Below are 15,154 nucleotides of genomic sequence, written 5' to 3' on the forward strand. Positions count from 1 at the left end.
GGACCCCAAGTCCTCCGATCGTACTGAGAGCGTTGGCGGGAATGCGTCGGCCGGGCAAACACCGCATTCTCGGAGAGGTTCTCCGGAAATAGGGGTCACCCGCTCGGGCGCAGGATTGAAGGTCGGTGCGCGCACGGTCGGAGACGACAATGATTGCATTCCGTCGCAAACTTGGACTCGCGAAGTCATAAATGGTGACCATTCGGCCTGCGGGGCCTATTCAACAGTGCCGGGGAAATGGTCCATTTCAGTCCAGAGGCGGTGAAGGTATGAGCAGTGAACGGATCGCGATCGTCGGCATCGGCCTTCGTTATCCCGATGCGAGTTCCCCGGCGGAGCTCTGGGAGAACGTACTGTCCGGCCGCCGCGCGTTCCGGCGGCTTCCGGACGAGCGGATGAACCACGCGGATTATTGGTCGCCCGACCCGAAGGCGCCGGACCGCTTCTACGCGAGTAAAGCGGCCGTGCTCAAGGACTTCGAATTCGACCGGGTCAAGTTCAAGATCGCCGGGAGCACGTTCCGGTCGACGGACATGACCCACTGGCTCGCCCTCGCCGTGGCGACCCAGGCGCTGGCCGACGCCGGCTTCCCGGAAGGGGAGGGGCTGCCCAAGCAGTCCACCGGTGTCGTGTTCGGCAACAGCCTCACCGGCGAGTTCTCCCGCGCGAACATCATGCGGGTGCGCTGGCCCTACGTGCGCCGCACGGTCGCGGCCACGCTGGCGGACAAAGGCTGGTCGGAAGACGAGACCACCAACTTCCTGGCTGAACTGGAAACCCAGTACAAGGCGCCGTTCCCGCTGTTCGACGAGGACACCCTCGCGGGAGGCCTGGCCAACACCATCGCCGGGCGCGTCTGCAACCACTTCGATCTGGGCGGCGGCGGCTACACCGTCGACGGCGCCTGCTCGTCGTCGCTGCTGTCCATCGCCACCGCCGCCAAGGCGCTGGTCGACGGGGACATGGACGTCGCCATAGCGGGCGGCGTCGACCTGTCGATCGACCCGTTCGAGGTCATCGGCTTCGCCAAGACCGGCGCGCTGGCCACCGGCGAGATGAAGGTCTACGACAAGGACTCCAACGGTTTCTGGCCGGGCGAGGGCTCCGGCGTTGTCGTGCTGATGCGCGAGTCCGACGCCATCGCCCGCGGCGGCAAGATCTACGCCTGCATCTCCGGCTGGGGCATCTCGTCGGACGGCAAGGGCGGCATCACCCGACCCGCCGAGGCCGGTCACCGCCTTGCCCTGACCCGCGCCTACGGCCGCGCGGGCTACGGCGTGGAGACCGTGTCCTACTTCGAGGGACACGGCACCGGCACCGCGGTCGGCGACGCCACCGAGATCGAGGCGCTGTCCACCGCCCGGCACAACGCCGACCCGACCGCGCGGCCCGCCGCCCTGGGCACGATCAAGGGCAACATCGGCCACGCCAAGGCAGCTGCGGGCATCGCGGGCCTGATCAAGGCCACGCTCGCCCTGCACCACCAGGTCATCCCGCCGGGCACGGGCCAGAAGGCCCCGCACCCGTTGCTGGAAGGTGATTCCGCGGCGATGTACGTGCCGCAGGAGGCCGAGCTGTTCCCGACCGACGTCCCGCTGCGCGCGGGTGTGTCGGCCATGGGCTTCGGCGGCATCAACACCCACATCGCGCTGGAGCAGGCCGCGGGCGTCACCCGGCGCACCGAGCTGGCCAAGCGCACCACCACCCTGGTGTCGAGCCGCCAGGACACCGAGCTGCTGCTCCTCGACGCCGACAACGTCGAGCAGCTGCGCGACCAGCTCACCCGGGTCGCCGCGCTGGCGCACAAGCTCGCGTTCGCCGAACTCGGCGACCTCGCGGGCACCCTCTCTGGTGAACTCGCGGGACGGCCGCTGCGCGCGGCGGTCGTGACGAACGCCCCGGAGGACGCCGAGCGCAAGCTCAACCGGATCATCGCCGCGCTCGACGCGGGGGAGACCTCGCTGTTCTCCCCGGTCGAGGGTGTCTTCCTGGACAACCGGACGGTCGCGCCGAAGCTGGCGTTCCTGTTCCCCGGCCAGGGTTCCGGGCGCGGCGCCGTCGGCGCCATCCGTCGCCGGTTCCCGGTCGCCGACCACGTGTTCGGCGCGGTGACCATCACCGGCGACCAGGTCGCCACCGAGGTCGCGCAGCCGCGCATCGTCACCGGTTCACTGGCCGGGCTGCGCGTGCTGCACGCCCTGGGCATCGAGGCGGACATCGCCGTGGGCCACAGCCTCGGCGAGCTGACCGCGCTGGCCTGGGCGGGCGCCATGGGTGGGCCCGAACTGCAGGAGCTGGCCAAGATCCGCGGCCAGGTCATGGCGCAGGCCAGCCACGGCGGCGGCGCGATGGCCGGGCTGGCCATCGACCCCGACGGCGCCGAGCGCCTGATGGACGGGTACCGGGTGGTCATCGCCGGGTACAACAGCCCCGGCCAGACCGTCATCTCCGGCGCGGCCGAGGCCGTCGACGCGGTGTGCAAGAAGGCCGCGGCCGAGGGTGTCACCGCGACCAGGATCAACGTCTCGCACGCCTTCCACTCGCCGCTGGTTCAGCCCGCGGCCGAGGCGATGACCGACCGGCTGGCCGAGCGGCCCTTCGAGCGCCTGGCCCGCCAGGTCGCCTCCACGGTCACCGGCGACGTGCTCGACCCGGACACCGATCTCCGCACGCTCCTGGTGGACCAGGTGCTGCTCCCGGTGCGCTTCACCGAGGCCGCCGCCCGCGCCGCCCGCGACGTGGACCTGCTCATCGAGGTCGGTCCCGGCCGAGTCCTCACCAGCCTGGTCGGCCAGATCGCGCCGGACAAGCCCGTCCTCGCGCTCGACACCGACAGCGCCTCGCTCAGCCCGCTGCTCACCGCGGTCGGCGCGGCGTTCGCCCTCGGCGCGCCGGTAGACGCCTCCGCGCTGTTCACCGACCGCCTGGTCCGGCCCCTCGCACTCGACGGGGAGATGACCTTCCTGTCGAGCCCGTGCGAGGCCGCGCCCGCCATCGACGCGGGCCTGGTGACCCCCCTTCACCAGGACGGCGATGGCGGCGGGGTCGCGTCCGCCGGGGACTCCACCCCCTTGTCCTCAGCGGACGCGACCCCGGCGGACTCCGGCATATCGACCCTGGAGCTGCTCTGCAAGCTCGCGGCCGAGCGGGTCGAGTTGCCGCTGGAGACCGTCACCGCCGACACCCACCCGCTCGACGACCTGCACCTGAGCTCGATCTCCGTCGGACAGATCATCAACGAGGTCACCCGGGAACTGGGCCGACCGGCGCTCGCGGCGACGACGAACTTCGCCACCGTGACGCTGGGCCAGCTCGCGGAGCTGATCGACGATCTCGCCGACACCGCCCAGGGCGGTTCCGACGCGGGCAAGGACGTCGCGGGCATCGGTGCCTGGGTCCGGCCGTTCTCGGTCGAGTACGTCCAGGAACGCCGCCCGTCGGTCGACGTCGGTGTCGGGGCTGCCGGGCAGTGGCAGGTGTTCGCGCCCCAGGGCCATCCGCTGGCCGAGCCGCTGCGCGCCGGGCTGGCGAAGGCGGGCATCGGCGACGGTGTCCTGCTGTGCCTGCCCAACGACGGCGAACCGCACGTCGACCTGTTCCTGGCCGCGGGCAAGGCGGCCATCGCCGCCGCGGCCGAGGAAGCCCGGTTCGTCGTCGTGCAGCACCACCTCGGCGCCTCGGGCCTGGCCCGGACGCTGCACCTGGAGGCCCTGACGGTGCGCACCACGGTCGTCGGCCTCGCCGACACCGAACCGTCCACTCCGGACTCGATAGCGGAGGTCGTCTCCCGGGTCGTCGGCGAGGCCGCCGCCACCAACGGGTTCTCCGAGGTTCGCTACAGCGCCGACGGCACCCGCACCACCCCGGTGCTCAAGGCCCTGACCGCGCCCGCCGGGCCGGTCGGACCCTCGCCGCTGGACTCGACCGACGTCCTGTTGGTCACCGGTGGCGGCAAGGGCATCACCGCCGAGTGCGCACTGGCCATGGCCCAGGACTCCTCGGCCAAGCTCGCGCTGCTCGGCCGGGCCGACCCGGCCAAGGACACTGAGCTGGCCGAGAACCTGGCCCGCATGGAGGCCGCGGGCGTCACCTTCCGCTATGAGCGCGCCGACGTCACCTCGCCCGAGGAGATCGCAGGTGCGGTCGCGCGGTTCGAAGCCGAGCTGGGACCGGTCACCGCGTTCCTGCACGGCGCGGGCCGCAACGAGCCCGGCGCGCTGGCCAGTCTGTCCGAAGAGGACTTCGAGCGGACCCTGGCGCCGAAGATCGCCGGTCTGCGCGCGGTCCTCGACGCGGTCGACCAGGACAAGATCAAGCTCCTGGTCACCTTCGGCAGCATCATCGGCCGGGCCGGTCTGCGCGGTGAGGCGCACTACTCCACCGCCAACGACTGGATGTCCGAGCTGACCGTCAAGTTCGGCGAGGAGCACCCGAACGCCAGGGTGCTGGCGCTGGAATGGTCGGTCTGGTCGGGCGCGGGCATGGGTGAGAAGCTCGGCGTCGTCGAGATGCTCATGCGCGACGGCATCACCCCCATCTCCACCGAGAACGGCATAGCCGTCCTGCGTGAGGTGCTGGCCGACCCGAGCGCCGGTCCGGTGCTGGTCGTCAGCGGCCGCGCGGCCGGGCTGCCCACGGTCGAGATGGAGGAAGCCGAGCTGCCGATGACCCGGTTCGTCGACCAGGTGGTCGTGCACTACCCGGGCATCGAGCTGATCACCGAGGCCGAGCTCTCCGCGGGCAGCGACCCGTACCTGGAGGACCACCTGCTCGACGGCGACCTGCTCTTCCCCGCCGTGATCGGCATGGAGGCCATGACCCAGGTCGCCTCAGCGCTCACCGGCTCGGAAAGCTCGCCGCTGCTGGAGAACGTCGAATTCCTTCGGCCGATCGCGGTCCGCCCCGGCGGGTCCACCACGATCCGGCTGGCCGCGCTGGTGCGCGACGCCGAGACCGTCGACGTCGCACTGCGCAGCGAGGAGACCGGGTTCAGCGCCGACCACTTCCGCGCCACCCTGAAGGTCCGCCCCGAGCTTCCCCAGTCGGACAACCCGGACCTGCGGGTGCCCGTGGTCGCCTTGGACCCGACGACCGAGCTGTACGGCAGCGTCATGTTCCAGGGCAAGCGGTTCCAACGGGTGCAGGCCTACCGCAAGGCCAGCGCGCGGCACGCGGTGGCCGAACTCGGCACCAGCTCGCCCGCGCCGTGGTTCGCCGCGTACCTGCCGCAGCAACGGCTGCTGGCCGACCCCGGCACCCGCGACGCGGTCATGCACGCCATCCAGTGCTGTGTCCCGGACGGCATCCTGCTCCCGCAGGGCGTCGAGAAGCTCTACCTGGCGCAGCGGTCCGAACAGGACACCGAGTACGTGGTCATGGACGCGCGTGAGCGCTACCAGGACGGCGACAGCTACACCTACGACGTCGACGTCCGCACCCCCGAGGGTCAGGTCGTCGAACGGTGGGAAGGTCTGGTGCTTCGCGCGGTCCGCAGCCGCAACGGCGCAGGCCCGTGGGTGCCGCCGCTACTCGGGTCCTATGTGGAGCGCTCGCTGGAGCGGGTGCTCGGCGGCAGCCGGTCGGTCGTCATCGAGCCCGACGCCGAGGGCGCCGAGCGACGCGAGCAGACCGAGCTGGCCGTCAGTCGCGCGCTCGGCCGGACCGCCGGGGTGCGCCACCGCCCCGACGGCAAGCCCGAGATCGACGGCGCCACGGTCACCGCGTCGCACGGCGCGGGCCTGACCTTCGCCGTCGTCGGCTCCGGCCGCCTCGGCTGCGACGTCGAATCCGCCTTGGAACGCACGGAGGAGGACTGGACGGGCCTGCTCGGCGCCGACCAACTCGCCCTGCGGGACCTGCTCGCCGCCGAGGCCGCCGACACCGCGGCGGTCGCGGGAACCCGGATCTGGGGCGCGCTGGAGTCGTTGCGCAAGGCCGGGATCACCAGTCAGGCGCTCACCCTCGACCGAGTCCACTCCGACGGGTGGGTGGTGCTCTCCGCGGGCGACGTCAAGGTCGCGACGTGGGTCACCACGATCAACGGCCAGACCGACCCGGTCGTCTTCGCGGTCCTGTCCGGAGAGGAACTCTGATGGCGAACTACTACGAGATTCGGCACACGGTGGGCTTCGAGGAGACCAATCTCGTCGGCAACGTCTACTACGTCAACTACCTGCGGTGGCAGGGGCGGTGCCGGGAGATGTTCCTCAAGAACGAGGCGCCCGCGGTCCTCAAGGAGGTCCAGGAGGACCTGAAGCTGTTCACCCTCAAGGCCGAGTGCGAGTTCTTCGCCGAGATCACCGCCTTCGACGAGCTGTCGATACGCATGCGGCTCGACGAGCTGACCCAGACCCAGGTCCAGTTCACGTTCGACTACGTGAAGCTGGCCGAGGGCGGCGAGGAGACGCTCGTGGCCCGCGGTGTGCAGCGGATCGCGTGCATGCGCGGCCCCAACACCAACACCGTGCCGTCCCGGGTCCCGCTCGAACTGCGCAAGGCGCTCGCGCCTTACGCCGGGGCGGGGATATCGCCGAAGGCACTGTACGCGGACGCGGCGTAGGCGGGCGGGAGGACGACGTGGTGAACAGCAGGCCTCCCGCTCACCTGGCCTCGGCGCCGGTGCCCGCGGCCAGGCAGGAGTCCGACAGCACGAACCCGACCGCGGTGACGACAGGGACGACGGGGACGACACTGCGCCAGGTGATGGGGCAGTTCGCCACCGGCATCACGGTGATCACCGCGGGTGGTGAACTCGGCCACGGGATGACCGCGAACTCGTTCACCTCGGTGTCGCTGGAACCGCCCATGGTGCTGTGCTGTGTGGCCAGGACGGCTCGGATGCACCAGGCGATCCTGGCCGCGGGCGGGTACGGCGTGTCCATCCTGGGCGCGAACCAGACCGGGCTCGCCCGCTACTTCGCCGACAAGACAAGGCCCGCGGGACCCACCCAGTTCGACGCCGTCGACTGGATCCCCGGGCGCCGGACCGGCGCGCCGCTGCTGATGGGCGCGCTGGCCTGGATCGAGTGCGAGCTCGAAGCCGACTACGAGGGCGGTGACCACTCGATCTTCGTCGGTCGAGTGCTCGACGCCCACCGTGGTGGCGGTCGCGACGCGCTGATGTTCTTCAGCGGCGGTTTCCTTCAGGCGGGACCCCCGCCCGCGAAGAGCGCCTGAGACCGAAGGGAGTCGACGATGTTGGTGACCGTCACCGGGGGCACGGGCTTCGTCGGCTCCCACTCGGTCGCGGCGCTGCTGCGCACCGGCCACCAGGTCCGGCTGCTCGTCCGCGACGAGTCCACAGTGGATGGCGCGTTGCGTCCGCTGGGACTCGATCCGGGCCGGGTGGACGTGGTGGTCGGCGACGTGCTCGACGAGTCCAGTGTCATCGCGGCGGTGCGCGGGGCGGACGCCGTGCTGCACGCCGCCGCGGTGTACTCCTTCGACAGCAGACAGCGGGATCGGATGCGGCAGACCACCGAGCGCGGCACGCAGGTCGTGCTCGGGGCCGCGCGGCGGTCCGATGTCGGGCGGGTGGTCCACGTCTCCACGGTGGCCGCGCTGTTCGGCAAGGGGGTCCGGGTCATCGGCCCGGACTCGCCGGTCGGCACACTTCGCGAGCCGTACCTGGCGACCAAGGCGGCGGCCGAGCGGATCGCGCGGGCCCACCAGGACGCGGGCACACCGGTGGCCATCAGCTACCCGCCCGCCCTGCTGGGCCCGCACGACCCGCGGCTGGGCGACCAGAGCACCCGCGTCCGGGACGTCCTGCGGGGGCTCACCCCGATCTGGCCGACCGGCGGCTTCCCGCTCGGCGACGTCCGCGACACGGCGGCACTGCATGCTGAGATGCTGACCGGTTCCCTTTCCGGCGGCAGACATTTCGGCCCTGGCACCTATGTGTCCACGAAGGATTACCTACGGCACCTGCGGGCGGTGACCGGCCGGGCGCTGCCCGCGGTGCGGCTGCCCGCCCGAGCCCTGGGCCCCGTCGGACACGCCTGCGACCTGCTGCAACGGGTGTGGCCGTGGCACCTGCCGGTGCAGTATGGCGCCATCCACACCTGTGCGTGCGCGACCAGGGTCGACGACCAGGTCCGCACCCACCCCATCACGGCGCGGCCGGTGGCCGACACCATCGCCGACACCGTCCGGTGGCTGCACGCCGCCGGGCACCTCACCGACCGCCAGGCCGGACGGCGGGCGCACCCGTCCGCAAACCGGGAGACGACCGCCGCGGCGGCGTAAGCGGATCCTGGAAATCATTCGCTCGTGAAAGGACTACTCCCGTGTCCGATCTGCAGGACGTGATCATCGCTCTGACCGTGGCGGGCGAAGAGGTCGACGGCATGGTCGCCGACCTCACCGCCGAGCAGTGGGCGACGCCGACTCCTTCGCCCGGGTGGACGGTCCGGCACCAGGTCGCCCACCTCGCGGCGACGTTCCGGATGGCGGGCCTGGCCGCGTCCGACCCGGCCGCCTTCGGCGCGCTGGCGAAGACGCTGAGCCCCGACTTCGACGCGAATGTGAACGCTGCCATGTCGCAGTACCTCGGGGATCCGACCGAGGTGCTGCTGTCGCGATGGCGCACGGATCGGGACAACGCGATCAAGGCGCTCGCGGCGGTGCCCGCCGACTCCGTCGTGCCGTGGCTCGTGCGGCCGCTGCCGCCCGCCATCCTCGCGTGCGCGGGGATGATGGAGCTGTTCGGGCACGGGCAGGACATCGCCGACGCGCTCGGCGTCCGGCGCGCCTTCTCCGACCGGCTGCGCTACCTCGTGGCCTTCGCGGTCCGCACCTGGGACTTCGGATACCTCGCCCGCGAGCTGCCCACGCCCGAGGTCGAGTTCCGGTTCGAGATCACCGGCCCGTCCGGGGCGCTGTGGGAGTTCGGGCCCGCGGACGCGGTGAACCGGATCTCCGGTCCCGCGGTGGACTTCTGCCTGCTGGTCACCCGGCGCAGGCACCACTCCGACCTGGCGGTCACGGCCTCGGGGCCGGAGGCCACCGCCTGGCTGGAGATCGCCCAGGCCTATCGCGGACCCGCGGGCGACGGCCGCGCGCCTCGCCAGTTCGCGGCGTAGCAACGGCTTTGGCTGGACGGCAGTGGCGGTGCGGGTGCGGTGCCGCGCCCGCTGATGGGACGAGGGTGAGTCGAGTGGCTGTCTGTCTCTTGTGGACCGTGCGATGAGCGCGCCGGGGTTCGAGTTACCCGACTCCCCACCGCCGCCGGTCGGGGAACGCCTGCCTGCCAGACACCTGCGCAAAGTCGAGGCGGTGCCACCACCGCCGGTCCGGTCCATGCGCCTGCTGCGCGCCGAACGGGACGCGTTGGAAGAGGCGGTCCTGGAGGGCAAGCCCGAGGCCAACGCCCGGATGCGGGCCCAGGGAAAGCGCACCGCACGGGAGCGGCTGGAGCTGCTGCTCGACGGCGGGTCGTTCACCGAGTTGGAGATGTTCCGCAGGCACCAGGCGCGCGGGCTCAAGGTCGACGAGTCCCGGCCGCACTCCGACGGCGTCGTGGTGGGGTCGGGCACGATCGACGGGCGCCGAGTTTTCGTCTACGCGCAGGACTTCACCATCTGCGGCGGGTCGCTGGGCGCGGCGCACGCGGCGAAGATCCACAAGGTGATGGACCTCGCCCTCGCCGCCGGGGCGCCGATCGTGGCGCTCAACGACAGCGGGGGAGCGCGCATCCAGGAGGGCGTGCTGTCCCTCGACGGATATGGCGGGATCTTCCGCCGCCAGGTCGAGGCGTCCGGGGTGATCCCGCAGATCAGCGTGGTGCTCGGCCCGTGTGCGGGTGGCGCGGCCTACTCACCGGCGTTGGCGGACTTCACCTTCATGGTCCGTGAGACCTCCAACATGTACCTGACCGGCCCCGATGTGGTGGCGGCCGTGACGGGGGAGCGGGTCACCCACGCCGAACTCGGCGGCGCGGACGTGCACGCCACCCGGTCCGGCGTGGCGACCTTCGTCCACGACGACGAGGAGAGCTGCTTCGAGGACGTGCGGTACCTGCTGTCCCTGCTTCCCGCGAACAACCTGGAGACCCCGCCCGCTGGCCCGCCCCAGGGCGCGGTCGACGACGTCCGGCCCGCGTTGGCCGAACTCGTGCCCGCTGAACCGAACAAGCCATACGACATGCGCTCGGTGGTCGAGGAGATCGTCGACGACGGCGACTACCTGGAGGTCCACGAACACTGGGCCGCCAACGTCCTGTGCGCCTTCGGCCGGGTCGACGGCGAGGTGGTCGGCATAGTCGGCAACCAGCCGCTGGTCCTGGCAGGGGTCCTCGACGCCGCCGCGGCGCAGAAGGCCGCCCGCTTCGTCCGCTTCTGCGACGCCTTCGCCATCCCGCTGGTGACCCTCGTCGACGTCCCAGGCTTCCTGCCCGGCACCGAACAGGAGTACGCGGGAGTCATCCGCCACGGCGCGAAACTGCTCTACGCATACTGCGAGGCAACGGTTCCCCGCGTGCAGGTGATCGTCCGCAAGGCCTACGGCGGCGCCTACATCGTCATGGACTCCCGCTCCATCGGCGCGGACCTGGCGCTGGCCTGGCCCACCAACGAGATAGCGGTCATGGGCGCGGCCGGAGCGGTCGACATCCTCTTCCGCAAGGAACTGGCCGCCTCCCCGGACCCCGACACTCTCCGCGACAACCTCCGCGCCGAATACGCCGACCAACTCACCCACCCGTACTACGCCGCCGAACGCGGCCTCATCGACGACGTCATCGACCCGGCGAAGACCCGCGCCGCCATCGCCCGCGGCCTGGCCATGCTCCGCACCAAACGCAAGCAGGCCCCGCGCCGCAAGCACGGCAACATCCCCCTCTGACCGGTCGTCAGCCCGTGGTCAGACCGGCGTCGTGGGCGAGCAGCGCGATCTGGGTGCGGTTGTTGAGGTCGAGCTTGGTGAGCATCGACGACACATGGGCCTTGACGGTGGCCACGCTCATGAACAGCTCGTCGCTGATCTGCGCGTTCGACTTTCCCGTGGCCACCGCCACCGCGACCTCGCGTTCCCGTTCGCTGAGCCTGGCCAGGACCGTAGTGGCGTGGCTCCGCCGTGCGTCCGCGCCCTGGCGCCGACGTGGGCGATGAGCCTGCGGGTGACCGCGGGCGACAGGATCGGGTCGCCCGCCGCGACGCGGGTGATCGCGTGCAGGATCTCGGTGGGCCGGGTGTCCTTGAGCAGGAAGCCGCTCGCGCCTGCCCGCAGTGCGCGCAGCACGTACTCGTCGGCGTGGAAGGTGGTCAGCACGATGACCTCCGGCGGGTCCGACCGGGCGCGCAGCAGTTCGGTGGCGGCGAGGCCGTCGAGCCTGGGCATGCGGATGTCCATCAGGACCACGTCGGGCGCGCAGGCGTCGACCGCCGCGACCACCTCGGTGCCGTCCGCCGCCTCACCCACCAGGACAAGATCGGGGGCGGCTGACAGGATCATCACCAGACCCGCCCGCACGAGTGGGTCGTCGTCCACGACGAGGACGCGGACCGGGGTGTTCACGGCTGCCACGGCAACCAGGCCCAAAGCCGGAAGTCGCCCGCGGAGGTGTGGCCGTGTTCGAGCCGCCCGCCTGCCAACTCGGCCCGTTCGGCGAGCCCGATGATGCCGCTGCCCGCGCCCGGGATGGCCGTTTCCTCGGTGTCCGACGGCCACGGGTTGCGGATCTCGACGGTCACGCCGTCGCCCCGGCCGCCGTGCACGCTCACCGACACCTCAGCGCCGGGGGCGTATTTGCGGGCATTGGTCAGTCCCTCCTGCACGATCCGGTACGCGCCGCGGCCGATCGCGGGCGGAACCGACGCGGGATCGGCAACCCGGCTCACCAGCCGCACCCGCGTCCCGGCCCGCCGCGACTCCTCGGCCAGCGCGGGCAGGTCGGCCAGCGTCGGCTGCGGCCGTTCCGGGGCGTCATCGTCGCAGTCGACCTCGGCCCGCAGCACGCCGATCACCTCGCGCAGGTCTTCCAGCGCCTGGTGGGCGCTGTCGCGGATCACCCCGGCGGCCCGGGCGATCTCCGCGGCGGGCGCGTCCGGGCGCAGCTCCAACGCCCCGGCGTGCAGACTCACCAGGGACATCCGGTGGGCGAGCACGTCGTGCATCTCCCGGGCGATCCGCTTGCGCTCCTGTGACCGGGCCTGCGCCACCCGCTCCAGATCCGCCCGCCGCGCCTGTTCGCGCAGGGACCCGGCGAGCTGGCGGCGGGCCCGCACGAACATCCCGGTGGCCAGGACCGCCGCCACGCAGACGACGCCGAGCGCGGCCAGCGGCCAAGTGGGCAGCGGCACGTCCGGGCGGACCACCACGGAGCCGACCGACGCGGCCGCGAACCCGGCCGTGACCAGGCCGACCACCGCGAAACGCCGGTGCACCGCGACGGTGAACAACGCGAGCAGGGCCACCCCGGACGCGGCCGACGAGAAGACGCTGAACGCGATGACCGGCGCCGCGAAGCCGACCGGCAGGCGTCGGCGCAGCCAGACACCCAGGCAGCCCAGCCCACCGAGGATGGCATCCACGGCGAGCACCGCCGGGTCGAGCCGCCGTTCGACGCCGTCGACGTAGGCCAGCGCCGTGAAACCCACGGCCAACAGGAAGGCCACCACGTCGACGGCCCAGTCGCGCGGTGAGCGCGACTCGACGGCCGGAATCCTCATGGTCGGACGATACGGCGGTGCGGTGCCGCGCCGCATCAGACCAAAGTAGAACCCGAAAACAGTCTTTCGGATCGGCTCTCCCGACTTTCGGCCAAGGCGACGCACCCACTCCCACCGCCACGCTGCTCCACATGACGAACGAAACCGACAAGAGTGTCCCGCGGTGGGCAGGCCTGACCAGCATCGGCGGGGGCCTGCTGCTGCTGGTCGTCTTCGCCTGGGTGATCGCCTTCGCCGGGGCGGACCCCGCGGGGCCCGCCGGACCGATCAACAAATTCCCCGAGATCAAGACTGTGCGGATCGTCGAGAACGGCTTCTACCTCGCCGTCCTCCTGTTGTGGATTCCGCTCTACCTCGCCCTGTGCCGCGGCCTTGCCCGGACCGCACCCGCCCTGATCGGCGGCGCCCTAGGCCTGCTCGGTCTGGGCGTGCTCGCCGTCGGCGCCATCCCGCACGCCGCCACCTCCAGGCTCGCCGACCTCTACCACGCCCCTGGGGCGACCGCCGCCGACCAGGCCACCCTCGCCCTGATCTGGCAGGGCACCCAAGGCATCTACGACGGGCTGGTGCTCACCGGCCTGCTCGTCATGGCGGCAGGCATCGTCCTGATCGGCCGGGCCTTGCACGCCGACCCGGCCTACGGCCGAGGCATCGCGTGGCTCAGCATCTTGCTCGGCGTTGTGGGGCTGGTTGCCGGGACAGTGGTGCTCATCGACCCCACGTCGCCCGCGGCCGCGCTCGGTGTCTTCGCGCTCATCGCCTTCCATCTTGTGCTCGGGCGGAAAGTCCACCGACTGTCCAAAATGGTCACACCAGTCATGTCGATGCGGACGGCGTGATTCCCACGGCCGCATTCGCGGGCGATTCCCGATCACCAGGTTACGACGGTCCCGGACAGCCCGTAGGTGCTCACGCCCGCCACAGCCCGCCCGGGTCCGGCCAGGCGACCGCGTCGGTGACAAGGGTCGACCCGCTGTTCCTCCAGTCCACACTGGACGTCAGGTTCGGACGGTGCGGGCTCGCGGGCACCCAGAGGCACCGGACGACCAAGGCGACTTTGATCGACCCCGCCCGCCGCCTCGGGGTGTCCCGATGTCGGTCTTGACCGAGCCGTCCCGCGGCCGACCGTGCCACCCGCGCGGGCATCGACTTCGCGCTCAACCTGGACCCCCTGGCTGCACACCATCCGGCCGTCGAAGCCGCGCTGATCACACCGGTCAGGTGGGTGGTCGCCCGGACAGTTCGATCAAGGCGGCGGTTCGCGCCACGTTTCGGTTGGACTCCGATGGGCGGGGCATCCGTGGCGGCTGGAGTCCTTCCTGTCTTAATTGGGACGACGGGATGCGGGCCGAGGAAGCGCTGATCGACATGGTCGGCGGCGACGGCTTGCACCGCCCCACGGCCACGTCGACGTCCGCTGACCTTGCCCGCCACGCCGCCGACTGGTTCCTGTGCGCCAAGAAGGGACGCTGGGCCGTCGACTAGGTTTCCGGCATGCCCACACAGCTCAGCGAAGGCGCTTCCGGCGCGATCCGACGCTTCGCCGGGTGGGTCGCTCGCGGCTCGCTCGGCCATCCCATGCTCGACGGGATCGCCTACTGGGACGAGCTTCGGGATTCGCCGTCGCAGCTGGAGATCTGTTTCGCCATCTTCGCCAACGTCATCGAGTTCGACGACCACGGCCAACCCACCAACGAGAAGTACGCCGAGCGTCGCGCCGCGGTCTGGCTCTACCGCTACTGCACGGGAGAACAGCCGCCGGGGGAACCCGAGATCGAGCCGTGGGAGTGCAGGCTCTACTGAGCCTCGCGGGCGGTCTTCTCCAGCCGCTCCCGGTACTCCGACCACCAAGCCGGGTCGCCGCTGGGCAGGTTGTGGGCGTCGACGCGCAGGCCTGTGGCGCCGTCGATGAGCTCCCGGACGATGTCCGCGTGCCCGGCGTGCCGTTGGGTCTCGGCGATCAGGTGGATCAGGATCCGGTGCAGCGTCACCTCGTCGCGGCCCGCCGCCCAATGCGGCACGCGGCCCGGAGACTCCAGCGTCAGCGCCGAGATCGTCGCATCCGAGTGTGCGCGCACCCGCTCGTAGAGCCCGAGGATCTCGGCCCGGGACTCGTCCGCCGTCGCCCACATGTCCGCGTTGGGCTCGGCGTCCTCGGCCATCCACGGGAACGTCTGCTCGAACGGCCGCCCGAACGTGTCGCCGAAGTACGCGATCTCGCAGGCCGCGACATGCTTGACCAGCCCCAACAGGTTTGTCCCCGTCGGCGTCAGCGGGCGGCGGATGTCGTATTCGGAGAGTCCTTCGAGCTTCCACAGCAGCGCGTCGCGGGCAAAGTTCAGGTAGCGGTGAAGATCCGCTTTGGGATCCGATGCGGTCATGCGGCACAGCATCGCATCCGACACCGACAAGGACCTCAGGGTCTGGCCGAGCCCCTGCATGACACGGCCAGACCCGGCGCTCGGGTCACAGCGAGGGCATAGACC

General features: G+C 71.2%; 11 protein-coding genes and 1 pseudogene. 9 read left to right on the forward strand and 3 right to left on the reverse strand.

What is annotated here, in order from left to right; genetic code table 11:
* Positions 1–269: 269 nt before the first annotated feature.
* From GPZ80_RS25620 to GPZ80_RS25645, 6 genes are all read left to right on the forward strand, one after another.
* Positions 270–6,092, forward strand: a complete 5,823-nt coding sequence (locus GPZ80_RS25620; RefSeq protein WP_187223647.1) for a type I polyketide synthase — start codon at positions 270–272, stop codon at positions 6,090–6,092.
* Positions 6,092–6,559 (forward strand): acyl-CoA thioesterase, encoded by a 468-nt coding sequence (locus GPZ80_RS25625; protein ID WP_187223648.1) that lies wholly within the window; start codon positions 6,092–6,094, stop codon positions 6,557–6,559. The genes GPZ80_RS25620 and GPZ80_RS25625 overlap by 1 nt, the downstream gene beginning before the upstream one ends.
* A 143-nt stretch (positions 6,560–6,702) precedes the next feature.
* Complete coding sequence (locus GPZ80_RS25630; protein ID WP_187223684.1) at positions 6,703–7,176, forward strand: flavin reductase family protein; 474 nt, start codon at positions 6,703–6,705, stop codon at positions 7,174–7,176.
* A gap of 18 nt (positions 7,177–7,194) precedes the next feature.
* Positions 7,195–8,247 (forward strand): NAD-dependent epimerase/dehydratase family protein, encoded by a 1,053-nt coding sequence (locus GPZ80_RS25635; protein WP_187223649.1) that lies wholly within the window; start codon positions 7,195–7,197, stop codon positions 8,245–8,247.
* A 41-nt stretch (positions 8,248–8,288) separates the two neighbouring features.
* Positions 8,289–9,083 (forward strand): TIGR03084 family metal-binding protein, encoded by a 795-nt coding sequence (locus tag GPZ80_RS25640; RefSeq protein WP_187223650.1) that lies wholly within the window; start codon positions 8,289–8,291, stop codon positions 9,081–9,083.
* Positions 9,084–9,300: 217 nt separating this feature from the next.
* Positions 9,301–10,842, forward strand: a complete 1,542-nt coding sequence (locus GPZ80_RS25645; protein WP_187223685.1) for an acyl-CoA carboxylase subunit beta — start codon at positions 9,301–9,303, stop codon at positions 10,840–10,842.
* A gap of 7 nt (positions 10,843–10,849) precedes the next feature.
* Here GPZ80_RS25645 and GPZ80_RS25650 read toward each other — a convergent pair.
* Positions 10,850–11,451: pseudogene (locus GPZ80_RS25650) on the reverse strand (response regulator).
* Positions 11,452–11,510: 59 nt separating this feature from the next.
* On the reverse strand, positions 11,511–12,668 hold the full coding sequence (locus tag GPZ80_RS25655) for a sensor histidine kinase (protein ID WP_222719858.1): 1,158 nt from the start codon (positions 12,666–12,668) through the stop codon (positions 11,511–11,513).
* Positions 12,669–12,799: 131 nt separating this feature from the next.
* On the opposite strand from GPZ80_RS25655, the gene GPZ80_RS25660 reads away from it, so the two are divergent.
* The 3 genes from GPZ80_RS25660 to GPZ80_RS25670 all read left to right on the forward strand — a co-directional run bounded on the left by GPZ80_RS25660 (position 12,800) and on the right by GPZ80_RS25670 (position 14,471).
* Complete coding sequence (locus GPZ80_RS25660; RefSeq protein ID WP_187223652.1) at positions 12,800–13,507, forward strand: hypothetical protein; 708 nt, start codon at positions 12,800–12,802, stop codon at positions 13,505–13,507.
* Positions 13,508–14,009: 502 nt separating this feature from the next.
* On the forward strand, positions 14,010–14,153 hold the full coding sequence (locus GPZ80_RS25665) for a hypothetical protein (RefSeq protein WP_187223687.1): 144 nt from the start codon (positions 14,010–14,012) through the stop codon (positions 14,151–14,153).
* Between the two features lie 9 nt (positions 14,154–14,162).
* Positions 14,163–14,471 carry a DUF7677 family protein gene (locus GPZ80_RS25670; protein WP_222719859.1) on the forward strand — a complete coding sequence of 103 codons (309 nt, stop codon included), beginning with the start codon at positions 14,163–14,165 and terminating at the stop codon, positions 14,469–14,471.
* Here GPZ80_RS25670 and GPZ80_RS25675 read toward each other — a convergent pair.
* Positions 14,465–15,049 carry a DinB family protein gene (locus GPZ80_RS25675; protein WP_187223653.1) on the reverse strand — a complete coding sequence of 195 codons (585 nt, stop codon included), beginning with the start codon at positions 15,047–15,049 and terminating at the stop codon, positions 14,465–14,467. The two genes, GPZ80_RS25670 and GPZ80_RS25675, sit on opposite strands and share 7 nt — an antisense overlap.
* Positions 15,050–15,154: the final 105 nt, after the last annotated feature.

Source organism: Actinokineospora xionganensis, assembly GCF_014323725.1.
GTDB classification, from domain to species: Bacteria; Actinomycetota; Actinomycetes; order Mycobacteriales; family Pseudonocardiaceae; genus Actinokineospora; species Actinokineospora xionganensis.

Bases quoted from the DNA above. Each gene is read 5' to 3' on its own strand.
- GPZ80_RS25630 (WP_187223684.1), top strand. From the start codon at position 6,703: ATGGGGCAGTTCGCCACCGGCATCACGGTGATCACCGCGGGTGGTGAA.
- GPZ80_RS25660 (WP_187223652.1), top strand. From the start codon at position 12,800: ATGACGAACGAAACCGACAAGAGTGTCCCGCGGTGGGCAGGCCTGACC.
- GPZ80_RS25670 (WP_222719859.1), top strand. From the start codon at position 14,163: ATGCCCACACAGCTCAGCGAAGGCGCTTCCGGCGCGATCCGACGCTTC.
- GPZ80_RS25620 (WP_187223647.1), top strand. From the start codon at position 270: ATGAGCAGTGAACGGATCGCGATCGTCGGCATCGGCCTTCGTTATCCC.
- GPZ80_RS25645 (WP_187223685.1), top strand. From the start codon at position 9,301: ATGCGCCTGCTGCGCGCCGAACGGGACGCGTTGGAAGAGGCGGTCCTG.
- GPZ80_RS25635 (WP_187223649.1), top strand. From the start codon at position 7,195: ATGTTGGTGACCGTCACCGGGGGCACGGGCTTCGTCGGCTCCCACTCG.
- GPZ80_RS25655 (WP_222719858.1), bottom strand. From the start codon at position 12,668: ATGAGGATTCCGGCCGTCGAGTCGCGCTCACCGCGCGACTGGGCCGTC.
- GPZ80_RS25625 (WP_187223648.1), top strand. From the start codon at position 6,092: ATGGCGAACTACTACGAGATTCGGCACACGGTGGGCTTCGAGGAGACC.
- GPZ80_RS25665 (WP_187223687.1), top strand. From the start codon at position 14,010: ATGCGGGCCGAGGAAGCGCTGATCGACATGGTCGGCGGCGACGGCTTG.
- GPZ80_RS25675 (WP_187223653.1), bottom strand. From the start codon at position 15,049: ATGACCGCATCGGATCCCAAAGCGGATCTTCACCGCTACCTGAACTTT.